This window comes from Symbiopectobacterium sp. (assembly GCF_047692315.1).
Classification (GTDB): domain Bacteria; phylum Pseudomonadota; class Gammaproteobacteria; order Enterobacterales; family Enterobacteriaceae; genus Symbiopectobacterium.
This window is the reverse complement of the sequence record NZ_JBLLJS010000023.1, coordinates 358880-379869: the sequence shown is the minus strand read 5'-3', so window position 1 is coordinate 379869 and position 20990 is coordinate 358880. Positions and strand designations below refer to the sequence as shown.

The following is a 20990-nucleotide window of genomic DNA, read 5'->3' as shown; positions in this document are numbered from 1 at the left end:
CAGCGATTTTCAACCCTTGTCACAGAACCGGACAATCAGTGTAAAATACTGATATTGTCAATTATTCGCTTTTTTATCATTCCTGAGCTGCCCGTAATATGGGCAACCTAAAGCTCTCTCGTGGTAGCACCACGAGAGACTGAATCAGAACTGCGACGGATACCGCAAATGAATCAATGGATAAGCCCGCCCTTGTCCGTCAAATGCAGAACGTCCGGTGCGCACAAAACCCATACGTTGATAGAAAGCAACTGCCTGCTCATTTTGCTCATTCACATCAGTAGTCAGTTGCGGATGTTGCACCAATACTGCATTGACCAGCGCACGGCCGATGCCTTTGCCATGGCAAGCGGCATCAACAAAGAGTGCCTCCAAATGCCCTGGGTGCAAAAACATGAAGCCGACGATGTTACCGGCAGGTCCAACCGCCAAGGTGAGCGTAACCTGAGGGAAAAAGGTGCAAAGTTCCACGTCAATCGCTGCGCGATCCTCTGGTGCAAGAAAATGATGTGTTGCATCAACAGCCTTACGCCAAATATCCATAATGCGTGGGATATCATCTGCGGTTGACGGGCGAAACTGAAGCATAGATAAACTCAGGGTTGCTAATAGGAACCGCTAGTTTACAACAAGATTATCATCATCTTGAGAGAGAAATATCAGTCGCAGATTTTCACCGATGAAGCGATGGTGTCGCGCCTGGAAGCATTTGGCCGAACTTCATGCACAATCCGCCATTGCTTATGACATTATTGTCTGTTCCCTGACACCAAATGTCCTGTTTATTGCCCAGCCCTCTCTGCCAACATGGGATGACACCTCTTATGTAAATCAAATTATCTGGCAGGGACCACTCACCATGCACTATCGTCCGATTTTAGACTCGCTTCGCCGCTTTGATCCTCCGAAAGCGTTGCAAGAAAGCAAAGGCACACTGATTAATCTGGCACTCAATGAAAACAGCCTTGGTTATTCCCCGCAGGTTGGTCAGGTACTCAGCGCAGCGCTGGCATCAGCCTCGCGCTATCCCTCCACCTTCTGCGATGCACTGCGCGAAAAACTGGCTCACCACCACGATATCGATCCGCAGAGTCTAGTCTTTGGCAGCGGCATTTTCGAAATGCTTTCGCTGATCAGTTCAGTCTTTGTCAGGGACGGTGATGACGTGGTGATCCCCACGCCCTCTTTCGGCTGGTATAATCTGACAACGCGGTTGAATGGGGGCAATGTTGTTGCTGTTCCTTTGACCGATCACACCATTAATCTCGATGCGGTACTGGAGGCCATCACCCCGCGAACGCGATTGATCTGGCTGTGCAACCCACACAATCCGATGGGGACGATGATTACCTCAGGTGCATTACAGGCGTTTCTTGCCAACGTGCCGGCCGATATTCCGGTGGTACTCGATGAAGCGTATCGCGAATATGCCGTGGCACCGGATGTACCAGACAGTATTGCACTGACCCGTCAGTATGCAAATCTGATCGTGTTGCGTACGTTTTCCAAGGCCTATGGTTTAGCGGGCTTACGTATTGGCTATGCGGTCGCCAATGCAGAAACGGTTAGCCTGCTACATAAAGTCAAAGTGCCACCCAATGTGAATCACCTGGCCCAAATCACCGTCAGCGCTGCACTGGACGATAGCGATTTTCTCACACGCTCTGTCCAACTGGTGCGTGATGGATTAGCCGATTACTATGCCTGCTGCGATGCGCTGGGATTACGCTATATTCCTAGCTTCGCCAATTTTCTGATGATCGACGTTGAATGCAATATCGATGAAGCCGCAAAAGCGTTTCTCGAAGCGGGCATTGTGCTGCGTTCAGGCCATGAAGTGGGCCTTCCTTCGTGGATCCGCGTGACGATTGGCAATGCTGATGAGAACCAGCGGGTATTTGTAATATTGCGTAAACTTGCCGCACTGCGCCAGCCATAGGAGGGATACGACATGGAAATAATCAGAGTGACAGAACCCTGGCATCTCGCCGCCGTTCACTATCTTCGTATTCAAATAGCATTGAGTCTGGACATTCCGATCTCTGGCGAAATCGACGAAAAGCCGGGTGATGAGTGTGACTATTTGCTGATCGTGGAAGGTGAAACGCCAGTGGCGACTGGCCGCCTGCGTCATTATCAAGGTCAGGCAAAATTTGAGCAGATCAGCGTCGCTGTGGAGTACCAAGGCCAAGGCATCGGCAGCCTGCTGATCCGAGAGATGGAAGTCTGGGCGGCAGAACAGGGTTTTACGCAGGTGCTCATCACCAGCAAGTGGGATGTGCGACAATTTTATTTGCAACTGAGTTATCAGACAGAAGGCGACATCATTGAGGGCGGCATGTTTGCATTGATTCGCGTGACAAAAACGTTGGGCTGATTGCTCCCTAACGAAAACGGGCACCTGCGGTGCCCTTTCTTTTTATCCCCCCTCTTAGGCCGCGGTTGCTGTTGACTGCCGCCGCGCCAGCCACAGGGCAAGCACCAACCACACCGCGCCCGCGCTGGCATATGCCGCTGGCGCAACATACATTGCCACACCCAGGGTATAACGATCGGACAGTTGGCCGACAAGTTCCGGGCCAATCACACCGGCAAGACCTGACGTTAACACGATGGAATACGCCATGGCGCTGTTGCGCAGATACGGGGGTACCGTTTCCACAATCAGCGTGGTTAAGGTACCGGCGCTAAAGCCGAAAGCGGCAATGCCCGCAACTATCCCTACCTGAGCAGATGACAGCGTCGGACTGCCATACGCCAATGAGAAAGCCACCGCGGCCAATAGTGACGTACTGGCTAAAAAGAGCGGGAATCCTCAGCGATACTGCCGTAATACCAGGCTGGAAAAGTATCCGCCGATAAGCCCCATTGGCAAGGTATACAACAACACCTGAGCCAAAAACCCAGAAGCCTGCGGATTGGTGAGTGCAAAAACACGATGTAAATAGGCCGGAATCCAGATCTGCACTGACATAGCAATAAAAAACAGCAGCACCAACACGATGCCTGGCAAGCCCGCCACGAAAAACGCCGTACGCCAGCCATATTCGCTGGCCAGTAGGCTGCCAAGCGCTAACGCGGCAGCGGTGCCAATTTTATTTCTCAACATGTATAACGAAAAAAACACGTTGCGCCAGCGCGGACGATAAAGATCGGCCAACCAACCAGGCGCTACCGTGCCGGTAAGCACGCGCCAAAACAGTAAGCCAAGGAAGCCCGTGGCGAGCCCGGTGGATAATGACGCCACGCTCCACACCGTCGCCCCAATCAATAATACCGTTTTACGGCTAAAGCGGTTGTCCAGCGTACCCATAATCGGCGCGCCAAGAATACCGGCCAGCGTGAACATCGAAGAGAAACGCCCCATTTGCTCATCGCTAAAACCAAACTCTGCTTTGATTGGCGTCAACAGCGAGGAAATAATGGCCGAATCCAGCACACACACCACACCCAGCATCCAGATGAGTGCTAACGACTGATGGCTGTTCTGCTGCCACCCGGACGCCTCTGGCGATGAATGATATAATAGTTCTTTTTGCGAAACAGCCATGGCATTGCACCTCACCCATAATATTTTCAGTAATCCATCCATTACAGGGGCTATTGTTTAATGGCAGACGCAGACGGTAAAAGGACAATCTGTGCCACAGATAGATGAAAACAGACTTTCGTTAGCTTTTTTATTGCATTGCTATTAGCGGGATATCCTGATTACATTTTTATTCATGATGACATCACCACAGAACACCAGGTGAAACATGGAATCGCAACGCGCACACACGCAGCCTGCACAGAGCACAAGCGTCGTTCCTGCACACGAGCAACTTGGGACGAATGACCGGTTTTTTACGCTATATCAAATATCGGGCTTATTACTTTCTTCGGCCGAAAAACCTATTTTTGCCGAGCGCTTACAACAACAATTTAATATTGACCCCACGCGACGCGGCTGGTCTTCAAACACCATCTCCTATCAGGAAATGCGTTATATCTTTGAACATTTATGGTTAGGAAAAAATAAAGACAGAAGCGAATGTTTATTCAATCATGCTTCACGAATTAATTACGCCAGTTTTGGCGCGATCAGTCTGGCGGCAATGTCATTGCCCAGCGGTGAGGAGAGCATCCGTTTTTGTTCCAAACATTTCCAGACGCCCTGGAGTGCGATACCGGAAATCAATCGCAACGGGGGTATCAGCCTGCTGCATATCCCCAGATTCTACGATCCCGAACTGCGCGCCACGCTTGAGCATTTTCACTTTGTAAACTGCTTTGCCGTATCACGTTCCCATACGCCGGGCATCCGCATTGCAGAAAGCGTGCGCTTTACGCGATCCTGTGGCATTGGCAAAATCGCACTTGAGCATTATTTTGGCTGCCCGGTTTTCTTTGATGAAGGGATCGCGCAGATCGATTTCTCGCGCCCGTGGCTCAACCGTCCCATGCCCCCCTTGAGTAGCACTTTGCGTCCACAGGCTGAACAGCAGGCTGCAATGCTGGCAGACCATATCAAGGATAAACACAGCCTGCTTCAGTTTTTGCAGACACACCTGGACACCATTCATTCTGCCGACGACATGGCGCGATTGCTTGGCATCAGCTGCCGAACACTGGCCCGCATCCTCGATCAGCAAGGTGCCAGCTACTCTATTTTGTCGCGAGAAGTCCGTGTTACCGAAGCTCGTCGCCTGCTGCGCAACGGGGTCACTACGCAGCATATTGCCGAACGATTAGGGTTCTCCGACGAACGCAGTTTCCGCTGCGCCTTTAAATCCTGGAGCGGGAGTAGCCCGTCCGAATACCGCTGTGGTCAGGAACAGTTTTTACATCCGCTGAAATAATCGCTAGTTATCCTGGTGAGGAGTTGTTATGTCTACCGTGCTATATCCAGAAAAAACCGTTGAGAAAACCGATGACGGTGGCTTTCGCCGCCAAAGTAACTCATTCACCACCCGTTTCTGGCCCGTTGACGACCAACTGCCCGTCGAAGCTGGTCGCTATCGTTTGATCGTCAGCGCCGGTTGCGGCTAGTCACGACGGATCCTTATTTTACACCGCCTGTTGGGTTTGGAAACGGCGATTTCCGTGGGATATGTATCGCATCGTGACAGCGACGGTTGGCTTTTTGCGGGGCAACCCGGAGGGGTTGATGCGGTACTCGGCGTTAAACGGTTAAACGATCTCTATCGCCGCACCATCCCTGATTACTCCGGGCGAGGCACGGTGCCCACCCTTGTGGATTTGGAAACCGGGAAGGTCGTCAACAACGATTATCACACCCTTCCCTACGATCTTGAAACCGCCTGGACACCGTTTCACAGCGCAACGGCACCGAATCTTTACCCCACCGATCTGCGCCCCGCCATCGACCTGCTTAACCAGCAGATTTTTGACGATGTAAATAATGGTCCTTACAAGATTCTGTTTGCCAACTCCCTGCTGGCAGCCCGGGTGGCGAAAAATATTTTCGAAGCGCGACTGGCCGATTACGACCACCGCTTGACTACCCGGCGTTATCTGTTTGGCGCGCAGATTACCGATTCTGACGTGCGCTTATTCCAAACCTTGCTGCCGTACGACCAGGGATACCGACCGAGCCTGCCACCCGAGTTAGGAACAGCATTCGCCATCAGCGACTTCCCACACCTGTGGGCCTGTGCGCGCGATTTGTTTGCCATGCCGGGCTTTGCGGATGATGCCGATAAGGTCGCCACCGGCTTATTGCCACAGGCCGATGGCACCTACCGCTACGGTTTTGGCTCCGAACGCATTGGCCGCCTCACCGGAGATGCAGCGCTGGCAAGCGCCTCACCATCGCGATGGATTGACGGGCTCACCGCTAGCCTCCGGACCCGGTGGCGCAGGCACGGAACGCTATTGGTCATGGCTGGAGAGAACGGCATTATTTAATTCAATTTCCAAAAAAAGCACCCTGCTTGCAACCTGGCGGACGAAATCCATCTCATGGGAAACAATGATCATGGTATTCCCCTCCAGGGCCGCCTGTTTAATCATATCCAGCACCTCCGTCACCAATTCAGGATCCAATGCCGATGTCGGTTCATCCAGCAGCAGAATTTGCGGCTCCATCGCCAACGCGCGCGCAATCCCTATCCGCTGCTGCTGCCCACCGGATAAGTGACGTGGGTAATAATCAGTGCGTTCGGCAAGCCCAACCTTTTTTAATTGGGCCATCGCAATCTTCTTTGCTTTCTCTTTCGGGTATTTTTTGACGATGGTTAAGCCTTCCATCACATTTTCCAGCGCAGTTTTTTGCTGAAACAGACTAAATTGCTGGAACACCATTGCCGTGCTCTGTCGCAGACGAACCAGGTCACGGCGATGTAAAGCCGCAAGATTGAAAACCTCGCCAGCGATGATCACTTCACCTTGTTCTGGCTGCTCGAGGTGGTTGATACAGCGCAGCAGCGTTGATTTACCTGCACCGGAAGAGCCAATAATCGCGAGAACATCCCCCTTTGCGAGACGAAACGAGATATCGTTGAGGATGATTTCGTTCTGGAATGTTTTAAAAAGATGCTTAATTTCTATCACTGGCTGTTGCTCCCGTAGTTACCGGCGGCCGCTCCGGGATCCGAATTCGGGTTTCAATCACTTTAATCAGAGTCTCAATAATAATGGTGAGCCCCCAGTAAATCAGCGCCAGAGAAATATACACCTCGAAGTAGCGATAGTTGCTGCTTGCCAGAATCTTCCCGCGTGCGGTTAATTCAATCACCGAGCAGACAAACGCCAGCGATGTTTCTTTCAACAAACTGATTAAGGCGTTACCCAACGTTGGAAACGCCACGACGAACGCTTCAGGGATTGTCACGCATTTCAATACCTGGAGCGGCGTCATGCCAAGAGATTGTGCTGCTTCTATCTGCTTCTTGTCCACCGACAATATCGCGGCCCGAATACTTTCCGAATTATATGCCGCTTCATTAAGTGAAAAGGTCAATAACACAAAAAGTAATGTGGGAATATCATTAACGCTATAGTCGGTTTGGTTGTAGTAATTATAATACTTCAACAGTATCGGAATGCCGTAATACGAAAGGTAGAGCTGAACAATCAATGGCGTTCCACGGATAAAAGAGACAAACACGCCTGCACTCGGGTTCAGCAACCACACGCGTTTGATTCTGATTAGTGCAATAGCAAATCCCAAAATAATACCAGCAATCATGGAAAATACGGTGATCAGCAGCGTTACAGGTAAATATGCCAGTAACGCCGGGATCTGCGTAAAGACTAATTTTATGTCAAAAATAGTAGGCATTCAGCGCAGACCTTATTTTATTTCGGTGCGTAGTCGCCGTGGAAATATTTCTGACTAATGGCGGATAATGTGCTGTCGGCAATCAGTTTTTGCAGTTGCGCGTTGATATCATTGGCCAGCACCGCCCCCTTAGCGCCCTTGGCGACCAAGAAATAACTGTACGGCGCCCCGATAAGTGCTCCTTCTTCCTTGCTCAACTGGATGACCTTAAGCGTCAACTGATACTCAGCAATGTACTGCTAAAGAATCTACTTATCAATCAGTTGTAAGTCGGCTTTATCACTTTCCACATTTTGCAAGACGGGCAGCAGCTCCGCCTCCGTGTACTTCAATTTGACCGGGTTTTCTTTATGCTGCTCGTTATATCTTTCCAGCGCGGTGGTAAAGTTGACACCGGGATTCATTTCCGTCGATTTTCCAAGAAGATCTTTTAGCGAGTGAATGTTGTCGTTTTTCTCATTGATGGCAATCACAAACTGATTTTCAAATATAGGTTGGGTAAAAATATATTTCTCTTTGCGCTGTTTATTTTCGGAAAAGTTATTCGCCCCGACCTGGAAACGGTCAGAATCCAGTCCAGCCAATATTGATGGGAACTCGGTTGTGGTAAAGGAGACGTTATATTGCGGCAGATGGCTGAACACTGCTCTAGCTATGTCGATATCATAACCTACCAGTTGATTATCCTTATCAAAATAGGTAAAAGGCCGCGGACCAGCAGAAGTGGCAATCACAATATTAACCGGTTTATCGCTTGTCGCCGCATTGGCGTTATCGATGCCGTAAATACTGCCGATAGCCACACCTGCCCCCAGCAACAAGAATGATGCAACGGCGTGCTTAGTCATCTGTAAATTCATATAGGTTATCCTGATCATAAGAAATTTATTGTTATCTCGAATAGAACGCTACTCACACCGTTCGCATTACAGCGCGGCGCGCTGATGGGGGAAATGCCACAGCGACACATCGGGGCCTTTTGCCAGAATTTGATATGGGTTAGCGTTAAAATCGCCTAACTGGTAGCCCTGCTTGATAGCGTGAAAATCCGTGGTATCGCCAAAACCTAGCGTTTGGTAGAGATCGCGCGCATATCCCCACAGATGAGGAAAATCAATCACGCGATTACGGTTAGTGCGAAAAACGCTGTAATAGGACACATCAAATCGCGCCAGAGTAACGTATAACCGGATGTCAGAATCAGTAATACGATTGCCAAACAGATAACGTTGGGTGGCAAGGCGCTGTTCCAGAATATCCAACCGGTTAAATAAGGTGTCCCATGCCGTTTCATAGGCTGATTGCGACTGTGCAAATCCGGCTTTATAAACGCCATTATTGATGTCATGAAAAATAACGTCATTCAGCGCATCGATTTGTGTGCGTAAATCTTCAGGATAAAGATCGGGGGCACCCGGCTTGTGGAATGGTTTAAATGCCATCTTGAAGTAATTCGTCAGCTTAAAATAATCATTATTAACCACAACCCCTTTTTTTACATCAACCACGGCAGGCACGGTGGCCCGTCCTGTGTAATTGGCATCACTCCTGGCATAAATTTCGGGCAAATAGTGAATGCCTAATACCGGATCCACTCCGCCTTCATCCAGTGAAAATGCCCAACCGCGTGCCGTTCTGACCGGGTGCACCGTGCCCAGGCTAATAACATCTTCTAATCCCAACAATTTTCTTACGATTACAGCGCGATGTGCCCACGGGCAAATCGGCGCCCACAGCAGACGATAGCGATCTTTTTCTACCGGAAGTTCACCCGGTTTATCACCAAAGGGCGTAGTAAAACGGTTCTGTTGTCTGACGAAAGCGCCATCTTGGGCAATTTCTGAAGTGGCTATATTGCTCGCTGTCGCGGTGGTCATCATCTTGTCCTTTAGGCAATATAATGCTCGCGCTTATTCTTAAATAAGAATAAAACGCAGATTAAAAATATTATTTTTGAATTATGCGCGTAACGATAAACAAAGTTAAATGCAGAAAACGGATATGTTTAGCAAAAAAAACCTGCGGCAACATTTGTTATCGCAGGTTGGTTTCAATCGTTAATCAGAGGTTATCAAAACATCCACTGGAGACCCAACGTGTACTGCGTTTGGGCACCATCATCATGAGCAAAACGGCTGCCCACTTCGGTGTAGACATTCAGGTGTTTTGCCGTTACCCACTGTAAGCCTACCGCCGCACGCCCGAAGTGTTTATCTGGCGATGCCACCTGCACGCTCCGCGCACCTCCGCCATCGCGCGCGCCAGCATCGGGCCCGTGCATGCCCCCAGCGCCTGGAATATACGCCAGAACACAATCTGCTCAATCGAGGTCGAACGGGCGCAGCCTATAGATCCAATGACAAACAGTACCATGCCAATAAACAACGGCAGACGCCGTCCAATGCGATCGCTAATCGGCCCCCAAATCAGTTGCGCGATGGCGAAGCCAATTAAAAATCCGGTAATGGTTAATTCGACATTCCCTTGCAGATCGCTGCCCATAACCGGTATCGCCGGCAAATAAATATCCGTGGAGAGCGAGGTGAATGCCATCAAGGCACTGAGAATGACAATAAAGCCCCATCCGCCATGCTTTAATGCGTTACGGGTGGTCGGTTGTTGCGGTTGATTCATGTTTATCCACTGAGCGGTTAGCACTGAGGCCGGCAGAAGAAGGGCTTCCCTTCATTCGGAATATCAACCTATCCTACCTGACTGACAACGCACAATTAATCCATTAAAATAGCAATAACGTTATGAATTGAACTCATGACTTGCTTGCTATTATTTTCAGAAACTAATCACCAGATAATAAAATCAATCACAGCAATAATAACAGAGTTTAATATCGCCATAAGGCTTGCTATTCGATATTTCATCTATACTCAAACCAATTTGGCTTTAGCATATACTCCAATTGTGATGAGCTCCCTGATGAAAATACGTTTAACGCAGTAGTTTTCCACCCTAAAAAAACAACGGCAGCAGGCACAAGCGTGGCCTCCGGCGCCAAACGCCCATGAAGACACCCTCAAAGCGGCACTTTTCTCCAGCGCACAAATGGCGCAGTACGGAAAAACGCTGGCGCAGTCACATCAACTCTCTGCAACATCAATGCCTTATCATTTGACTCGTCGTCTGACAGAAAATGAGGCTGTGATTACCCGTCACTGCTCGATACTCAGTACTGCTGATAAGGCAAGCATCCCCCCCCGCTGGAGAATGGTTGCTGGATAACTATTACCTGATTGAAGAGCAGATCCGCCTGGTAAGACACCATCTGCCTAAGGATTTTGGCAAGGGGCTTCCGGTTTTGATCCCTCCCCACCATCGCCCACGTATTTACGATATTGCCACCGAAATCATCGCCCACGGTGACGGGCGTTGGGATAGCGACAGCCTTGCCCATTTCATCGTTGCTTATCAAGAAGTGACGCCCCCCACACTGGGAGAACTGTGGGCACTGCCCAGCATGCTACGTCTGGCGCTGATAGAGAATTTACGCCGCGTCAGTATTGAGGTGGCGAATACTCAGCAAGAGCGTCATCTAGCCGAAGTGTGGGTGAGCAAACTTGTCGCCTGCGCCGAACAGCGCCCGTCGGAATTGATCATGGCGGTCGCCGATTTGGCCCGTGCCCGTCCGCCATTAAGCTGCGCATTCGTCGCCGAGTTAGTGCGCCGCTTACAGGGGCGCGGCAACCTGCTGATGCTGCCGCTGACCTGGATAGAGCAGCAGTTAGCGGATAACGGCACCACCGCGGATGCGCTGACCCAGCGCTTTAATCAGCAACTCGCAGCCCAGCAGCTTTCCCTCAGTAACAGCATCAACGGGTTGCGGCTCCTGAGTGAAACTCACTGGGCCGATTTCACCGAGGCAATGAGTCTGGTTGAACAGACACTTCGACGCGATCCTGCCGGGGTTTATCCCGAGATGCATTTTGATACCCGGGATCAGTATCGTCATGTGATAGAAATGCTGGCTCGCCACAGCCGCTATAGTGAAGGAGAGGTTGCTCAGCAAGTGGTTGCCCTTGCAGGTACCGCCGATGCCACCACGCTCGCCCACCACATCGGTTATTATTTGATTGGGGACGGAAGATCAACGCTGGAACAACAACTGGCAACCGATATCTCATGGATGGCGCGACTACGAGGCAGTTTTAATCAAATCCCCCTGCTTTCCTGGCTGGGCAGTCTGAGTTTGCTCACGACGGCGTTCACTGCCCATCTGCTGCTCAAAACCCACGAACAGGGCATGGGTTGGACGCTGTGGTTGCTGGCAATCCCGCTGATGTTGGTTGCCAGCCAGTTAGCCAATTTTCTGCTGAGCGAGGCAACCACCCGCTGCTGCACGCCGACACCGTTGCCACGTATGGATTTTTCCGGCGGTGTGCCCGCTGCATTCAGTACCATGGTGGTGATCCCTTGCCTGTTGACCAGCCGCGAGAGTATCAGTAACCTGCTGAAACGACTGGAAGTATGTTATCTGGCGAACACCAGCGCACATCTCTATTTTGCCCTGCTGAGCGATTTTGTTGATAGCACGACCCCCGGTTCGCAGGAGCACAGCGATCTATTGGCATGGGCGGACGCGCAAACGCACGAGCTCAACCGCCGCTATGCCAACGATGCCGAGCCGATTTTCTACCTGTTGCATCGCGCCCCCCAGTGGAACCCCAAACAGGGCGTATGGATGGGCTATGAGAGGAAGCGCGGAAAACTGGCATTATTGAATTGCTGGTTGCGTCAACCGGAGGGGCAGTTCGCCTACATTGTTGGCAACGCAACCGGCCCGACAGACCCGATTAAATATGTCATCACGCTTGATTGCGATACCGTGCTGCCGCGCGACACGGCCCATAAACTGATTGCCACGCTGGCTCACCCGCTCAATCATCCCAAGTACGATCCCGCCAGTCAGCGCGTGATTGAGGGCTATGGCATTTTGCAACCGGGATTGGCAGAGGAGATCCCGCGTTACGGACAAGGCCGCTATGCCGCACTGTTCAGCTGTGCGGCAGGTGTGTCCGGAAGATTTGGTGCTCAGCCACGATCTGCTCGAGGGGTGTTATGCCCGCTCCGGTCTGGTGAGAGACGTTCTGCTGTATGAACAATATCCGAACCATTATCTGACTGATGTCGCACGCCGCACGCGCTGGAAGCTGTTCGATAATCTGCGCCGCAGCCTGGTGCCGCCAGCCTTTTTGACCTTGTTACTCTGTACCATGCTGGCGGTGCCGAACACATCATACTGGCTGTCAGCATTGGCCCTGACGCTGCTGCTACCCACGCTGCTCTCCACATTCCAGGACATTATCAGCAAGCCTCGGCGGCGACCTTTAGACCAGCATATCCGTCTGGTGGTTACCGGCGCGTACAAACGGTTGATGCGCCTTGGCGTAGAGATCCTCACCTTGCCGCACCGCGCCGGTTATTCGCTGCATGCCATTATCACCACCCTGTGGCGCCTGGGTGTCAGCCGACGTAACCTCAATCAATGGGCCAGTTTTGCGTAATGCAACGCCCAACGCGACACGACCCCGTGGCGTTTTTACCGCGCGATGTGGCTCAACGTGGTGATTGGGCTGGCACTCCCGCTGCTTAGCGCACAGCTCACGCCCATGTTGTTGCTCGTGGCTCTGCCGCTCGGCGCACTCTGGTGCCTGGCGTACTGCTAAGCTGGATGAGTCGCGAGCCACAACGCGCTCGCACAACGCTGAGTGCCAAGCAACAGCGACGACTGCGGCAAAACAGCCGCGAAATTTGGGCTTTTTTCGAAACCTTTGTCTCAGAACAAGATAACTGGCTACCGCCGGACAATTATCAGGAAACACCGCGCGCGGTTATTGCTCACAGGACATAGCCAACCAATATCGGCCTGTCGCTGATGGCGACACTGACCGCCTGGGATTTTGGTTATCTTCCTCTGAGTGAGGTTCTGGCACGCTTCGCATCCACACTGGGTACGCTGGACAAACTGGAGCATTATCGCGGCCATTTGTATAACTGGTACGATACCCGTACCCTGGCGCCGCGCTATATCTCTAGCGTCGACAGCGGTAATATGGCCGGGCACCTCCTCACGCTGCATGCAGCCATGCGTTCACTGCGCCATCAGCCGGTTTTTGATAGCGCTCAGGTATTACAGGCGCTCTCCTAGGTGCTGTTAGGTGCGCCTATGGTAGATCGCTTTATGTCCAGCGCCGCATTTCAATCCGCACGCTTATTGCTGCAAGAACGCTTCCCCGAGGCCATTGAACTTTACAGCCCACGTCGGCACTTTGATTCCTACGATGGTAGTACCAGCCACGTCGCTTTCATGACGCCGACACGCCGTTCCCTAAAGTTCAGTTGCTTTCCAACAATGACTATCACCTGATGATCACCCAGGCGGGCGGCGGCTATAGCCGATGGCGAGACATCGCCCTCACCCGCTGGCGCAGCGACACCACCTGCGATAACTGGGAAAGTTATTGCTACCTCAGCGATCAGCAAACGGGAGAAGTGTGGAATACGGCATGGCAAACCGACGGCGATGCTGCCAGACACTACGATCGATGCGGGTGCTGAGTTCACCCGCAAACTGGACAGCCTGCGCGTAAAAACGCACATCGTCGTTTCACCGGAAGATGATATAGAACTACCCTGCTGCATCGCGGCCGCCAGCCGCACCCCCTCGCGCTGACCACGTATTCCGAGGTGGTGCCTGGCACCAATGGCAAGCGATCTGGCCCATCCGGCGTTCAGTAAGCTGTTTGTGCAAACCGAACTGCTCTGCGATTGCGATAAGGATGCCATTTTGTGCCATCGGCGTCCTCGATCCCCTGACGAACGTGGTCCCTGGCTGTTCCATATGGCGGTAGTGCGCGGTCAGGCGGAAAGTACCGTGTCATTCGAAACCGACAGAGCCGCTTTCCTGGGGGGTGGGCACATTTCCGCGAATGCCACAGCGCTTCGGCAAAGCGGCCCGCTCAGCAACAGTGCCGATGCCGTGCTATTCCCGGTGGCAGAATTACGCGCGGAAGGCCATGTCATCACGCGTAATCGCCGTGGGCAATCCGGTCTGTGGGGATGGGGAATTTCAGGCGACCTGCCGATCGTGTTACTGACCGTCACCAGCGACGAAAGCACCTCGCTGATTACTTCACTTATTCAGGCACACCATTACTGGCGGCTAAAAGGCCTGATGGCGGATATGGTTATCCTTAATACGCGTCAGGGCGGTTATCAGCAAGAGCTGCATCATCACATTATCAACCTGATTACCGCCTGTGCCGAAGGCAATCAAATCGATAAACCGGGGGGATTTTTGTGCGCAACAGCGAACAACTCTCGGCTGAAGACCGCCTGCTGTTGATGAGTGTGGCGCACGTTTTGCTCGACGATCGTGCAGGTGACTTACAGGCACAGTTAAAGCAAAAACTGCCCGGCTCGCTTACCGCGCGAGCCACACTGGATATGCGCACGGCACCGGATAGCGCGCAACCTGCAATTTTTCAATGGTCGCGGCGGATTCTCAGCGGATGGGCGGGAATATCACATTGTTCTCAACGATGGGGAAACAACCCCTGCCCCCTGGTCGAACGTGCTGGCTAACGCGCATTTCGGCACTGTGATTTCAGAAGCGGGACAGGCTTATACCTGGTACGAGAATGCCCACGAATACCGATTAACGCCGTGGGAAAATGACTCGGTCAGCGATCGTTCCGGGGAATCGTTCTATTTACGCGATGAAGAGAGCGGCGCCGTGTGGTCACCGACCACGCTCCCCTTACGCGGCCAGGGTGCTTATTTGTCACGCCACGGTTTTGGCTATAGCGTGTTTGCCCACCGAGAAACCGATATCGACAGCGAATTGACCGTGCCGGTCGCGCTGGAAGCACCGCTGAAACTTGCCATTCTCACCCTGCATAATCGTTCGGGTCGCACGCGCAAAATTTCTGCAACAGGCTATGTTGAATGGGTACTCGGCGTGTCTCGCCTTTCCAGCGCGCTGCACGTAGTGACGCGCCCTGTGACTCTCACTAAAGGATGCGGGATTCTGGCCAACAACTATTACGGCAGCAACGGCGCTGAGCAGACAGCGTTCTTCGCCGTCAGCGGTGCACATTGCTCTTTTACTGCCGATCGGCGTGAATTCCTCGGACGCAATGGATCACGCTATCGCCCCGCCGCCATGAGGCATTGCACTCTGTCAGAGAAAACCGGTGCCGGGTTCGATCCCTGTGCCGTCGTGCAGTCAACGGTGATGCTGATTGATGGCGATCGGCGCACCCTGGTGTTCGCACTCGGGATAGGCAAAAATGCACAGGATGCAGAAGCCCTGCTCGCACGCTACCTGAATGAGGATGCCGCTCAGCGTGAGTTGGCTGAGGTACACCGCTACTGGCACCAGATGCTCGATAAGGTCGTCATCAACACGCCTGACGACGCCGTCAATCTGTTGGCCAACGGCTGGCTGCTCTATCAGACGCTGGCATGTCGCATCATGGCGCGTAGCGGCTATTACCAATCAGGCGGTGCATTTGGCTTTCGCGATCAGCTCCAGGATACGCTAGCACTCAGCCACGCCGCGCCCGAGCGATTGCGCGATCAGCTGCTGCTGTGTGCATCGCGCCAGGGATGTCCAGCACTGGTGGCACCCGCCATTGGGAAATGGTGTGCGCACCCGCTGCTCGGATGATTATCTCTGGTTGCCTCTGGCCTTATGCCACTATGTGGACACCACTGGCGATCTCTCCGTGCTGGAACACCCGGTGCCCTATCTTGAAGGGCGACAACTCCTTCCCGGTGAAGAATCGGTCTATGAGCAGCCCGTGGTCAGCGCGCAAATCGAAACGCTGTGGCAACACAGCGTTCGGGCCATCGAGCACGGGCTTACCGTGGGTCGTCACGGTTTGCCGCTGATGGGCACCGGAGACTGGAACGATGGCATGAATCTGGTGGGACTCGAAGGCGAAGGGGAAAGCGTCTGGTTGGCCTTCTTCTTTTACGATATTTTGCAGCGTTTCGCCTCGCTGGCCGAGCGACGCCCATGACCTTGCCACGCGATGCCGCGAACATGCAACGCAATTACAGCAAAATATTGAAACCCACGCCTGGGACGGTGCCTGGTATCGTCGCGGCTATTTTGACAGCGGGGAACCAATGGGATCGCACCTGTCCGCGGAGTGTCAGATTGATGCCATCGCCCAAAGCTGGTCGGTGCTGTCCAGTGCTGGCGGCCCGGAACGTTGTGCACAAGCTATGCAGGCGTTGGATACACATCTAGTCAATCAGCAAGCAGGATTCATCAGACTGCTTACGCCACCGTTCAACGGTAATGGGCCGAACCCGGGATATATTCAAGGATATGTGCCCGGCGCGCGAGAAAACGGCGGGCAGTATACTCACGGTGCGATTTGGGCGATTATGGCGTTTGCGCACAGCGGGAATCGGGAACGTGCCTGGGAACTCTGGTCGCTGATCAACCCGATCAATCGTAGCCTGACGCTGGAGGCAACGGCGCGCTATAAAGTCAAGCCTTATGTGATGACGGCGGACATCTATAGCGTCGAGCCCCACACCGGACACGGTGGCTGGAGCTGGTATACCGGCTCGGCGGGCTGGGCCTATCGCCTGATCGTTGAAACACTGCTGGGCATTTCACGCCAAGGCGATACGCTCACCATTTCGACCTCACTGCCACACGATTGGCCATCAGCCAGCCTCCGCTATCAGCACGGTAGCAGCCGCTATGACATTACCTTAAAAACGGCAGCGACCAATACCGTCTCCTGTTGGATGGCAAGCCGCTACCGGGAAAAAGGTTACGCCTTGTTGAGCCCCAATTGCCCTTTCGCGCCGATAAAGCACAGCAGCAGCGCGCCCCACAGCGCCATGGTGAGATATGGGCTGACGCCCATAATATTGAACCCGCTTTCAATGGGTTGCAGCAGGATCAGCGCCAGCACCATGCCAATAATTTTTCCGCTGCCACCATCGGAATTAACGCCGCCAAGCACTACGGCCAAAATAGCCGTCAGCAGATAGGATTCCCCGTGAGACGCTTTGGCTGAGTTAAGCTTCGACATCATCAAAAACGCGGCGACAGCACATAACAGCGCAGAGATCACGTACACCCACAGCAACACCCGGCGCGTGTTGATGCCGGAATACCAGGTGGCACGCTCATTGGCACCGATAAGATAAATCGCTCTGCCCAGGGTGCTGCGCTCCAGCACCAACCATAGCCCAGCCGCAACCTCAACAAACAGCCACATCGGTAGCGGCACACCAAACCACTGCGCTTTAGCCACAGCACCCATTCGGGATAGTTAGCGATAGCGCTGCCGCCGGTAATCAAGATGTTGATCCCCTTAAGCAACGTCATCATGCCGAGCGTCGCCAGAATCGGAGACACGCGAATGCCCGCAATCAGAACGCCGTTACATAACCCAATCAGCACCGCCGCCACTCCCCCCGCAAGCAGCGTAGCCAATACGGTCAAGAGAGACGGCTGATAGCTGACGGCGACCCAGGCCATCACCAGCGAGCAGGCATTCGCCGTCGAAATGATCGACAGATTGATCCCACCGCACAGCATAGTGACGGCCATTGCCAAGGTTAATATGCCTAAAACCGGCATCTGCGAGGCGATCGACTGAAAATTATTGACCGACCAAAACACCTCCGGCATGGTGAGGCTAAATCCAATGACAGTCAGCACCAACAGGCCAATCAGGTAGGTTTCTACGTTATCCCGCAGCGATATCTTCATAGCAGACTCCGATTTTGGTGCTGACTCCACGCCGTGGCGCTGATGCTCACCACGATAATGATGCCAGTGATCAGGGTCTGCCAGTAAGAAGACACCCCGAGCAAATTCAGCCCATTTTGCAACACCGCCAGCAGGATAACCCCCAGCACGGTGCCGACAAACGTACCACGCCCGCCGACCCGACTGGTGCCGCCCAACACCACCGCCGCCAGCACCGTCAGTTCGTAACCCAACAGCGAATCCGGTGCCACGGTGCGCACCGTCCAGGATTGCACGACGCCCGCTACACCCGACAACAGCCCCATAATTAGCCGTAGACAAACCACTGCAACAGCAGCACGCTAAAACCCAGGCGGCTGGCCGATTCCCGATTTCCCCCCAGGGCGTAAATCTTGCGCCCAACGGTAGTGAAATTCATGATAAACGCCGTCAACGCCAGTACCGCAAGCATGGTAAGCATGGGCAACCCAAGCCCATAGTCATAGCCCTCTGCATCGGTGTATTTAAACAGCATAAACCCTGACTCAAACCACGCGGGGAAGTCGTACCAGCCATACCCCTTTGCTAAACCACAGCAGCAGGCCGTAAAAAATGTTCAGCGTGGATATGGTAATGATGATGGAAGGCACACGCAGCCGATTAACCAGAATGGCATTAACACTGCCCAACAGGATGCCCACACCACCGGCGATCAGATAGGCCAGCACAAAGTTGCCGCCGATATCGCGCAGCACCATCACATACTGTGCGATGATCGCCATGGCCGGAAAAGAAATATCAATCCCGCCCGAGATCAGCACCATAAACAGCCCACAGGCCAGGATGGTCAACATGGCGTAGTTGTTGACCAGATCGTACAAATTCCCCAGCGTCAGAAATTCATCGCTGCGCCAGGCAAGCCCGATAAACAGCACCAGAATCAGCAACGCCAGCCAGATTTCATGACGATAATTTTTTAAATTAGCCATTAACAACTCCGGCGATCTCCGTGGGGTTACTGGTACCCGGGGTGAACGCATGATGAATTTCACCCTGCTTCATCACTAAAATACGGTGGCTTTGATACCAGGCTTCATCCTGTTCGTCACAAATCATCAGAATGGCGATGCCTTGCGCCGCCAGCTCACCAATGATGTGATAAATGCCGGCTTTATTCGCGATATCAACCCCGACGGTGGGACTGTCCAGAATCAGTACGCGGGGATTTATCGCCAGCCATTTGGCGATGGAAATGCGCTGAGCGTTGCCACCCGACAACGTGCTCACCGGCAGGCGAGGATCGGGCGCTTTGATACTGAGTGCGGCAATCAAACGGCTCACCACCTCCTGCACCTGCCTTTTGCGGATCAACCCGCAGGCGTTGCGCACCTTATCAAAAATGGTGCTGATAATGTTGTCCTCAATGGACTGCGCCATCACCAGCCCGCGCGACATGCGGTCTTCCGACACATAACCAATGCCATAGCGTAAGGCATCGCGGTTACTGCGCAAATGCACCGGCTGCCCCTCAATCAGGATCTCTCCGCTGTCAGGGTGCGTCATACCAAACAGGCTCAGGCACAGTTCAGTACGACCCGCTCCCAACAACCCGACGATGGAAACAATTTCCCCCGCACCGAGAGAAAACGAGATGTGATGATATTCGCCCGCACGGCTGAGTTGCCGAACTTCCAGCACCTTGCGCGCCGCATCGCCCTGCCAGGGGTCGCGGATCTGATAGTCAAAAGCTTGCCCGGTCATCAGCATGCCGAGCTGGCGCGTGCTCATTTCGTTGGCTGGGTAGGTTCCCACCAGATTGCCGTCTTTCAACACAGTGATGCGATCGGATACCGCCAAGACTTCTTCCAGCCGGTGGCTGACGAACACCACGCAAATACCGCGCTCACGCAGTTGGCGCACCACATGCAGCAACCCCTCAACCTCCTGATGCGTCAGGGACGCGGTGGGTTCATCCATGATGATCAGCTTTGCATCCTGCGCCAGCGCCCGGCACCGATCGGGCCGTTAGAGCCGAACGAGACTACCGCTTTCATGTCCGGGTAGGCGCGCATCAAATCCAGTGTAGTACGGCGAGAATCATCCACACTCTCCGCCACCGGCATGCGCTTGGTGACTTCAAACATGTCGGGATAATGCTCTTTCTGGTATTTCACCAGCAAATCAGCCCACAGGTTATGCTGCGGCACTGTCAGGCTACCCACGTAGATGACGTAGCCCCCTTTCCCCCCATATGTTTCGCCATATGCTCCACGTATTCGGCGGCAAACTTCTGGTTATCAATGATTTCAACATCCCAGTTGGCACTGGGCTGCCCCGGAGATTCGTTGGTTAACACCACGATGCCACCGTCACGCGCTTTCTTGAACACTGGCTCCAGCACGTTAGCTTCATTTGGCACGATGGTGATGGCATTCACTTTATGGGCAATCAGATCCTCGATGATCTTGACCTGCTGCGGCGCATCGGTACTGGCAGGTCCCACCTGCGTGGCATTGACGTTGAAATCTTTACCCGCCTGCACGACGCCTTCGCCCATGCGGTTGAACCAAGGCATACCATCCACTTTTGCGATATTGACGACAGTTTTTTGTTCTGCATAAACCGGTGTTGCGACAAGCGACATGCCCAACAGTAGAGAGGACACTACGCCACAGAGAAGACGTTTTTTCATCATTTTCAGCCTCGTTACTCACCATTTGCCATGAAACGGCATCACTGTGACCTGCCTGTGACGCTCCGTTCCGCACAACGCCGCCGCGTCATCTGCCGATGGAGAGTTATTTTTTCAGCTTACGTTTTTTGTCTAACTAGATTGATTTTTCAGTAAAAATACAAGAAAGGGTAATCTTGGGGCGGACGACGAGAAATGCAGTTTTCTGCTATTTTTATGGATAAACACCCCATCTCGTCAGAATGTGATGCAGCTCGCATTGTTAGCATTGAAAT

Annotated in this window: 14 protein-coding genes and 6 pseudogenes; 6 read left to right on the top strand and 14 right to left on the bottom strand. The window is 53.0% G+C overall.

The features are described from left to right. Positions 1–144: 144 nt before the first annotated feature. A complete protein-coding gene (locus tag ACMZI0_RS14290) occupies positions 145–588 on the bottom strand; it encodes an acetyltransferase (RefSeq protein ID WP_415673425.1) in 444 nt (147 codons plus the stop codon). Between the two features lie 121 nt (positions 589–709). Between ACMZI0_RS14290 and hisC the strand changes: the two genes are divergently transcribed. Together hisC and ACMZI0_RS14280 are read left to right on the top strand one after the other, a co-directional pair. Beyond that, positions 710–1939, top strand: a complete 1230-nt coding sequence (hisC, locus tag ACMZI0_RS14285) for a histidinol-phosphate transaminase (protein ID WP_415673424.1) — start codon at positions 710–712, stop codon at positions 1937–1939. A 12-nt stretch (positions 1940–1951) separates the two neighbouring features. Further along, a complete protein-coding gene (locus ACMZI0_RS14280) occupies positions 1952–2377 on the top strand; it encodes a GNAT family N-acetyltransferase (RefSeq protein ID WP_415673423.1) in 426 nt (141 codons plus the stop codon). 54 nt (positions 2378–2431) lie between these two features. Here ACMZI0_RS14280 and ACMZI0_RS14275 read toward each other — a convergent pair whose 3' ends face one another. Further along, on the bottom strand, positions 2432–2761 hold the full coding sequence (locus ACMZI0_RS14275) for a hypothetical protein (protein WP_415673422.1): 330 nt from the start codon (positions 2759–2761) through the stop codon (positions 2432–2434). Between the two features lie 54 nt (positions 2762–2815). Next, entirely contained in the window at positions 2816–3550 is a 735-nt protein-coding gene (locus tag ACMZI0_RS14270; RefSeq protein ID WP_415673421.1) for an MFS transporter, read from the bottom strand. A 208-nt stretch (positions 3551–3758) separates the two neighbouring features. On the opposite strand from ACMZI0_RS14270, the gene ACMZI0_RS14265 reads away from it, so the two are divergent. Genes ACMZI0_RS14265 through ACMZI0_RS14255 form a run of 3 tightly spaced genes read left to right on the top strand, consistent with a single transcriptional unit; the run spans position 3759 to position 5910 of the window. Beyond that, positions 3759–4841 (top strand): helix-turn-helix domain-containing protein, encoded by a 1083-nt coding sequence (locus ACMZI0_RS14265; protein ID WP_415673420.1) that lies wholly within the window; start codon positions 3759–3761, stop codon positions 4839–4841. Positions 4842–4869: 28 nt separating this feature from the next. Further along, positions 4870–5031 (top strand): hypothetical protein, encoded by a 162-nt coding sequence (locus ACMZI0_RS14260; RefSeq protein ID WP_415673419.1) that lies wholly within the window; start codon positions 4870–4872, stop codon positions 5029–5031. 54 nt (positions 5032–5085) lie between these two features. Next, a complete protein-coding gene (locus ACMZI0_RS14255; protein ID WP_415673418.1) occupies positions 5086–5910 on the top strand; it encodes a hypothetical protein in 825 nt (274 codons plus the stop codon). Here ACMZI0_RS14255 and ACMZI0_RS14250 read toward each other — a convergent pair. The 7 genes and pseudogenes from ACMZI0_RS14250 to ACMZI0_RS14220 all read right to left on the bottom strand — a co-directional run. Beyond that, positions 5875–6555 (bottom strand): amino acid ABC transporter ATP-binding protein, encoded by a 681-nt coding sequence (locus ACMZI0_RS14250; RefSeq protein ID WP_415673417.1) that lies wholly within the window; start codon positions 6553–6555, stop codon positions 5875–5877. The genes ACMZI0_RS14255 and ACMZI0_RS14250 overlap by 36 nt on opposite strands. Next, positions 6542–7285 (bottom strand): amino acid ABC transporter permease, encoded by a 744-nt coding sequence (locus ACMZI0_RS14245; protein ID WP_415673416.1) that lies wholly within the window; start codon positions 7283–7285, stop codon positions 6542–6544. The genes ACMZI0_RS14250 and ACMZI0_RS14245 overlap by 14 nt, the downstream gene beginning before the upstream one ends. Positions 7286–7302: 17 nt before the next feature. Further along, positions 7303–7482 (bottom strand): hypothetical protein, encoded by a 180-nt coding sequence (locus tag ACMZI0_RS14240; protein ID WP_415673415.1) that lies wholly within the window; start codon positions 7480–7482, stop codon positions 7303–7305. A gap of 51 nt (positions 7483–7533) precedes the next feature. Further along, on the bottom strand, positions 7534–8145 hold the full coding sequence (locus ACMZI0_RS14235) for a transporter substrate-binding domain-containing protein (RefSeq protein WP_415673414.1): 612 nt from the start codon (positions 8143–8145) through the stop codon (positions 7534–7536). A 66-nt stretch (positions 8146–8211) separates the two neighbouring features. Beyond that, on the bottom strand, positions 8212–9165 hold the full coding sequence (locus ACMZI0_RS14230; RefSeq protein WP_415673413.1) for a glutathione S-transferase family protein: 954 nt from the start codon (positions 9163–9165) through the stop codon (positions 8212–8214). Positions 9166–9356: 191 nt separating this feature from the next. Then, positions 9357–9512, bottom strand: a complete 156-nt coding sequence (locus ACMZI0_RS14225; protein WP_415673412.1) for a hypothetical protein — start codon at positions 9510–9512, stop codon at positions 9357–9359. 23 nt (positions 9513–9535) lie between these two features. Further along, positions 9536–9919: pseudogene (locus tag ACMZI0_RS14220) on the bottom strand (MFS transporter); the annotation flags it as partial. 387 nt (positions 9920–10306) lie between these two features. On the opposite strand from ACMZI0_RS14220, the pseudogene ACMZI0_RS14215 reads away from it, so the two are divergent. Further along, a pseudogene (locus tag ACMZI0_RS14215) lies at positions 10307–17103 on the top strand (GH36-type glycosyl hydrolase domain-containing protein); the annotation flags it as partial. On the opposite strand, the pseudogene ACMZI0_RS14210 reads toward ACMZI0_RS14215, so the two are convergent. From ACMZI0_RS14210 to ACMZI0_RS14195, 4 pseudogenes are all read right to left on the bottom strand, one after another. Continuing rightward, positions 17095–18044, bottom strand: a pseudogene (locus ACMZI0_RS14210) (ABC transporter permease). The pseudogenes ACMZI0_RS14215 and ACMZI0_RS14210 sit on opposite strands and share 9 nt — an antisense overlap. After that, a pseudogene (locus ACMZI0_RS14205) lies at positions 18041–19012 on the bottom strand (ABC transporter permease). Before ACMZI0_RS14205 ends, ACMZI0_RS14210 begins: the two co-directional pseudogenes overlap by 4 nt. Continuing rightward, positions 19005–20036 (bottom strand): annotated as a pseudogene (locus ACMZI0_RS14200) (sugar ABC transporter ATP-binding protein); the annotation flags it as partial. The pseudogenes ACMZI0_RS14205 and ACMZI0_RS14200, both read right to left, overlap by 8 nt. After that, positions 20027–20715 (bottom strand): annotated as a pseudogene (locus ACMZI0_RS14195) (substrate-binding domain-containing protein); the annotation flags it as partial. The pseudogenes ACMZI0_RS14195 and ACMZI0_RS14200, both read right to left, overlap by 10 nt. Between the last annotated feature and the right edge of the window lie 275 nt (positions 20716–20990).

What these genes read in the sequence shown, in the direction of transcription:
- ACMZI0_RS14290 (WP_415673425.1), bottom strand. Translation starts at nt 588, where the DNA reads ATGCTTCAGTTTCGCCCGTCAACCGCAGATGATATCCCACGCATTATG.
- ACMZI0_RS14280 (WP_415673423.1), top strand. Translation starts at nt 1,952, where the DNA reads ATGGAAATAATCAGAGTGACAGAACCCTGGCATCTCGCCGCCGTTCAC.
- ACMZI0_RS14270 (WP_415673421.1), bottom strand. Translation starts at nt 3,550, where the DNA reads ATGGCTGTTTCGCAAAAAGAACTATTATATCATTCATCGCCAGAGGCG.
- ACMZI0_RS14265 (WP_415673420.1), top strand. Translation starts at nt 3,759, where the DNA reads ATGGAATCGCAACGCGCACACACGCAGCCTGCACAGAGCACAAGCGTC.
- ACMZI0_RS14260 (WP_415673419.1), top strand. Translation starts at nt 4,870, where the DNA reads ATGTCTACCGTGCTATATCCAGAAAAAACCGTTGAGAAAACCGATGAC.
- ACMZI0_RS14245 (WP_415673416.1), bottom strand. Translation starts at nt 7,285, where the DNA reads ATGCCTACTATTTTTGACATAAAATTAGTCTTTACGCAGATCCCGGCG.
- ACMZI0_RS14235 (WP_415673414.1), bottom strand. Translation starts at nt 8,145, where the DNA reads ATGAATTTACAGATGACTAAGCACGCCGTTGCATCATTCTTGTTGCTG.
- ACMZI0_RS14230 (WP_415673413.1), bottom strand. Translation starts at nt 9,165, where the DNA reads ATGATGACCACCGCGACAGCGAGCAATATAGCCACTTCAGAAATTGCC.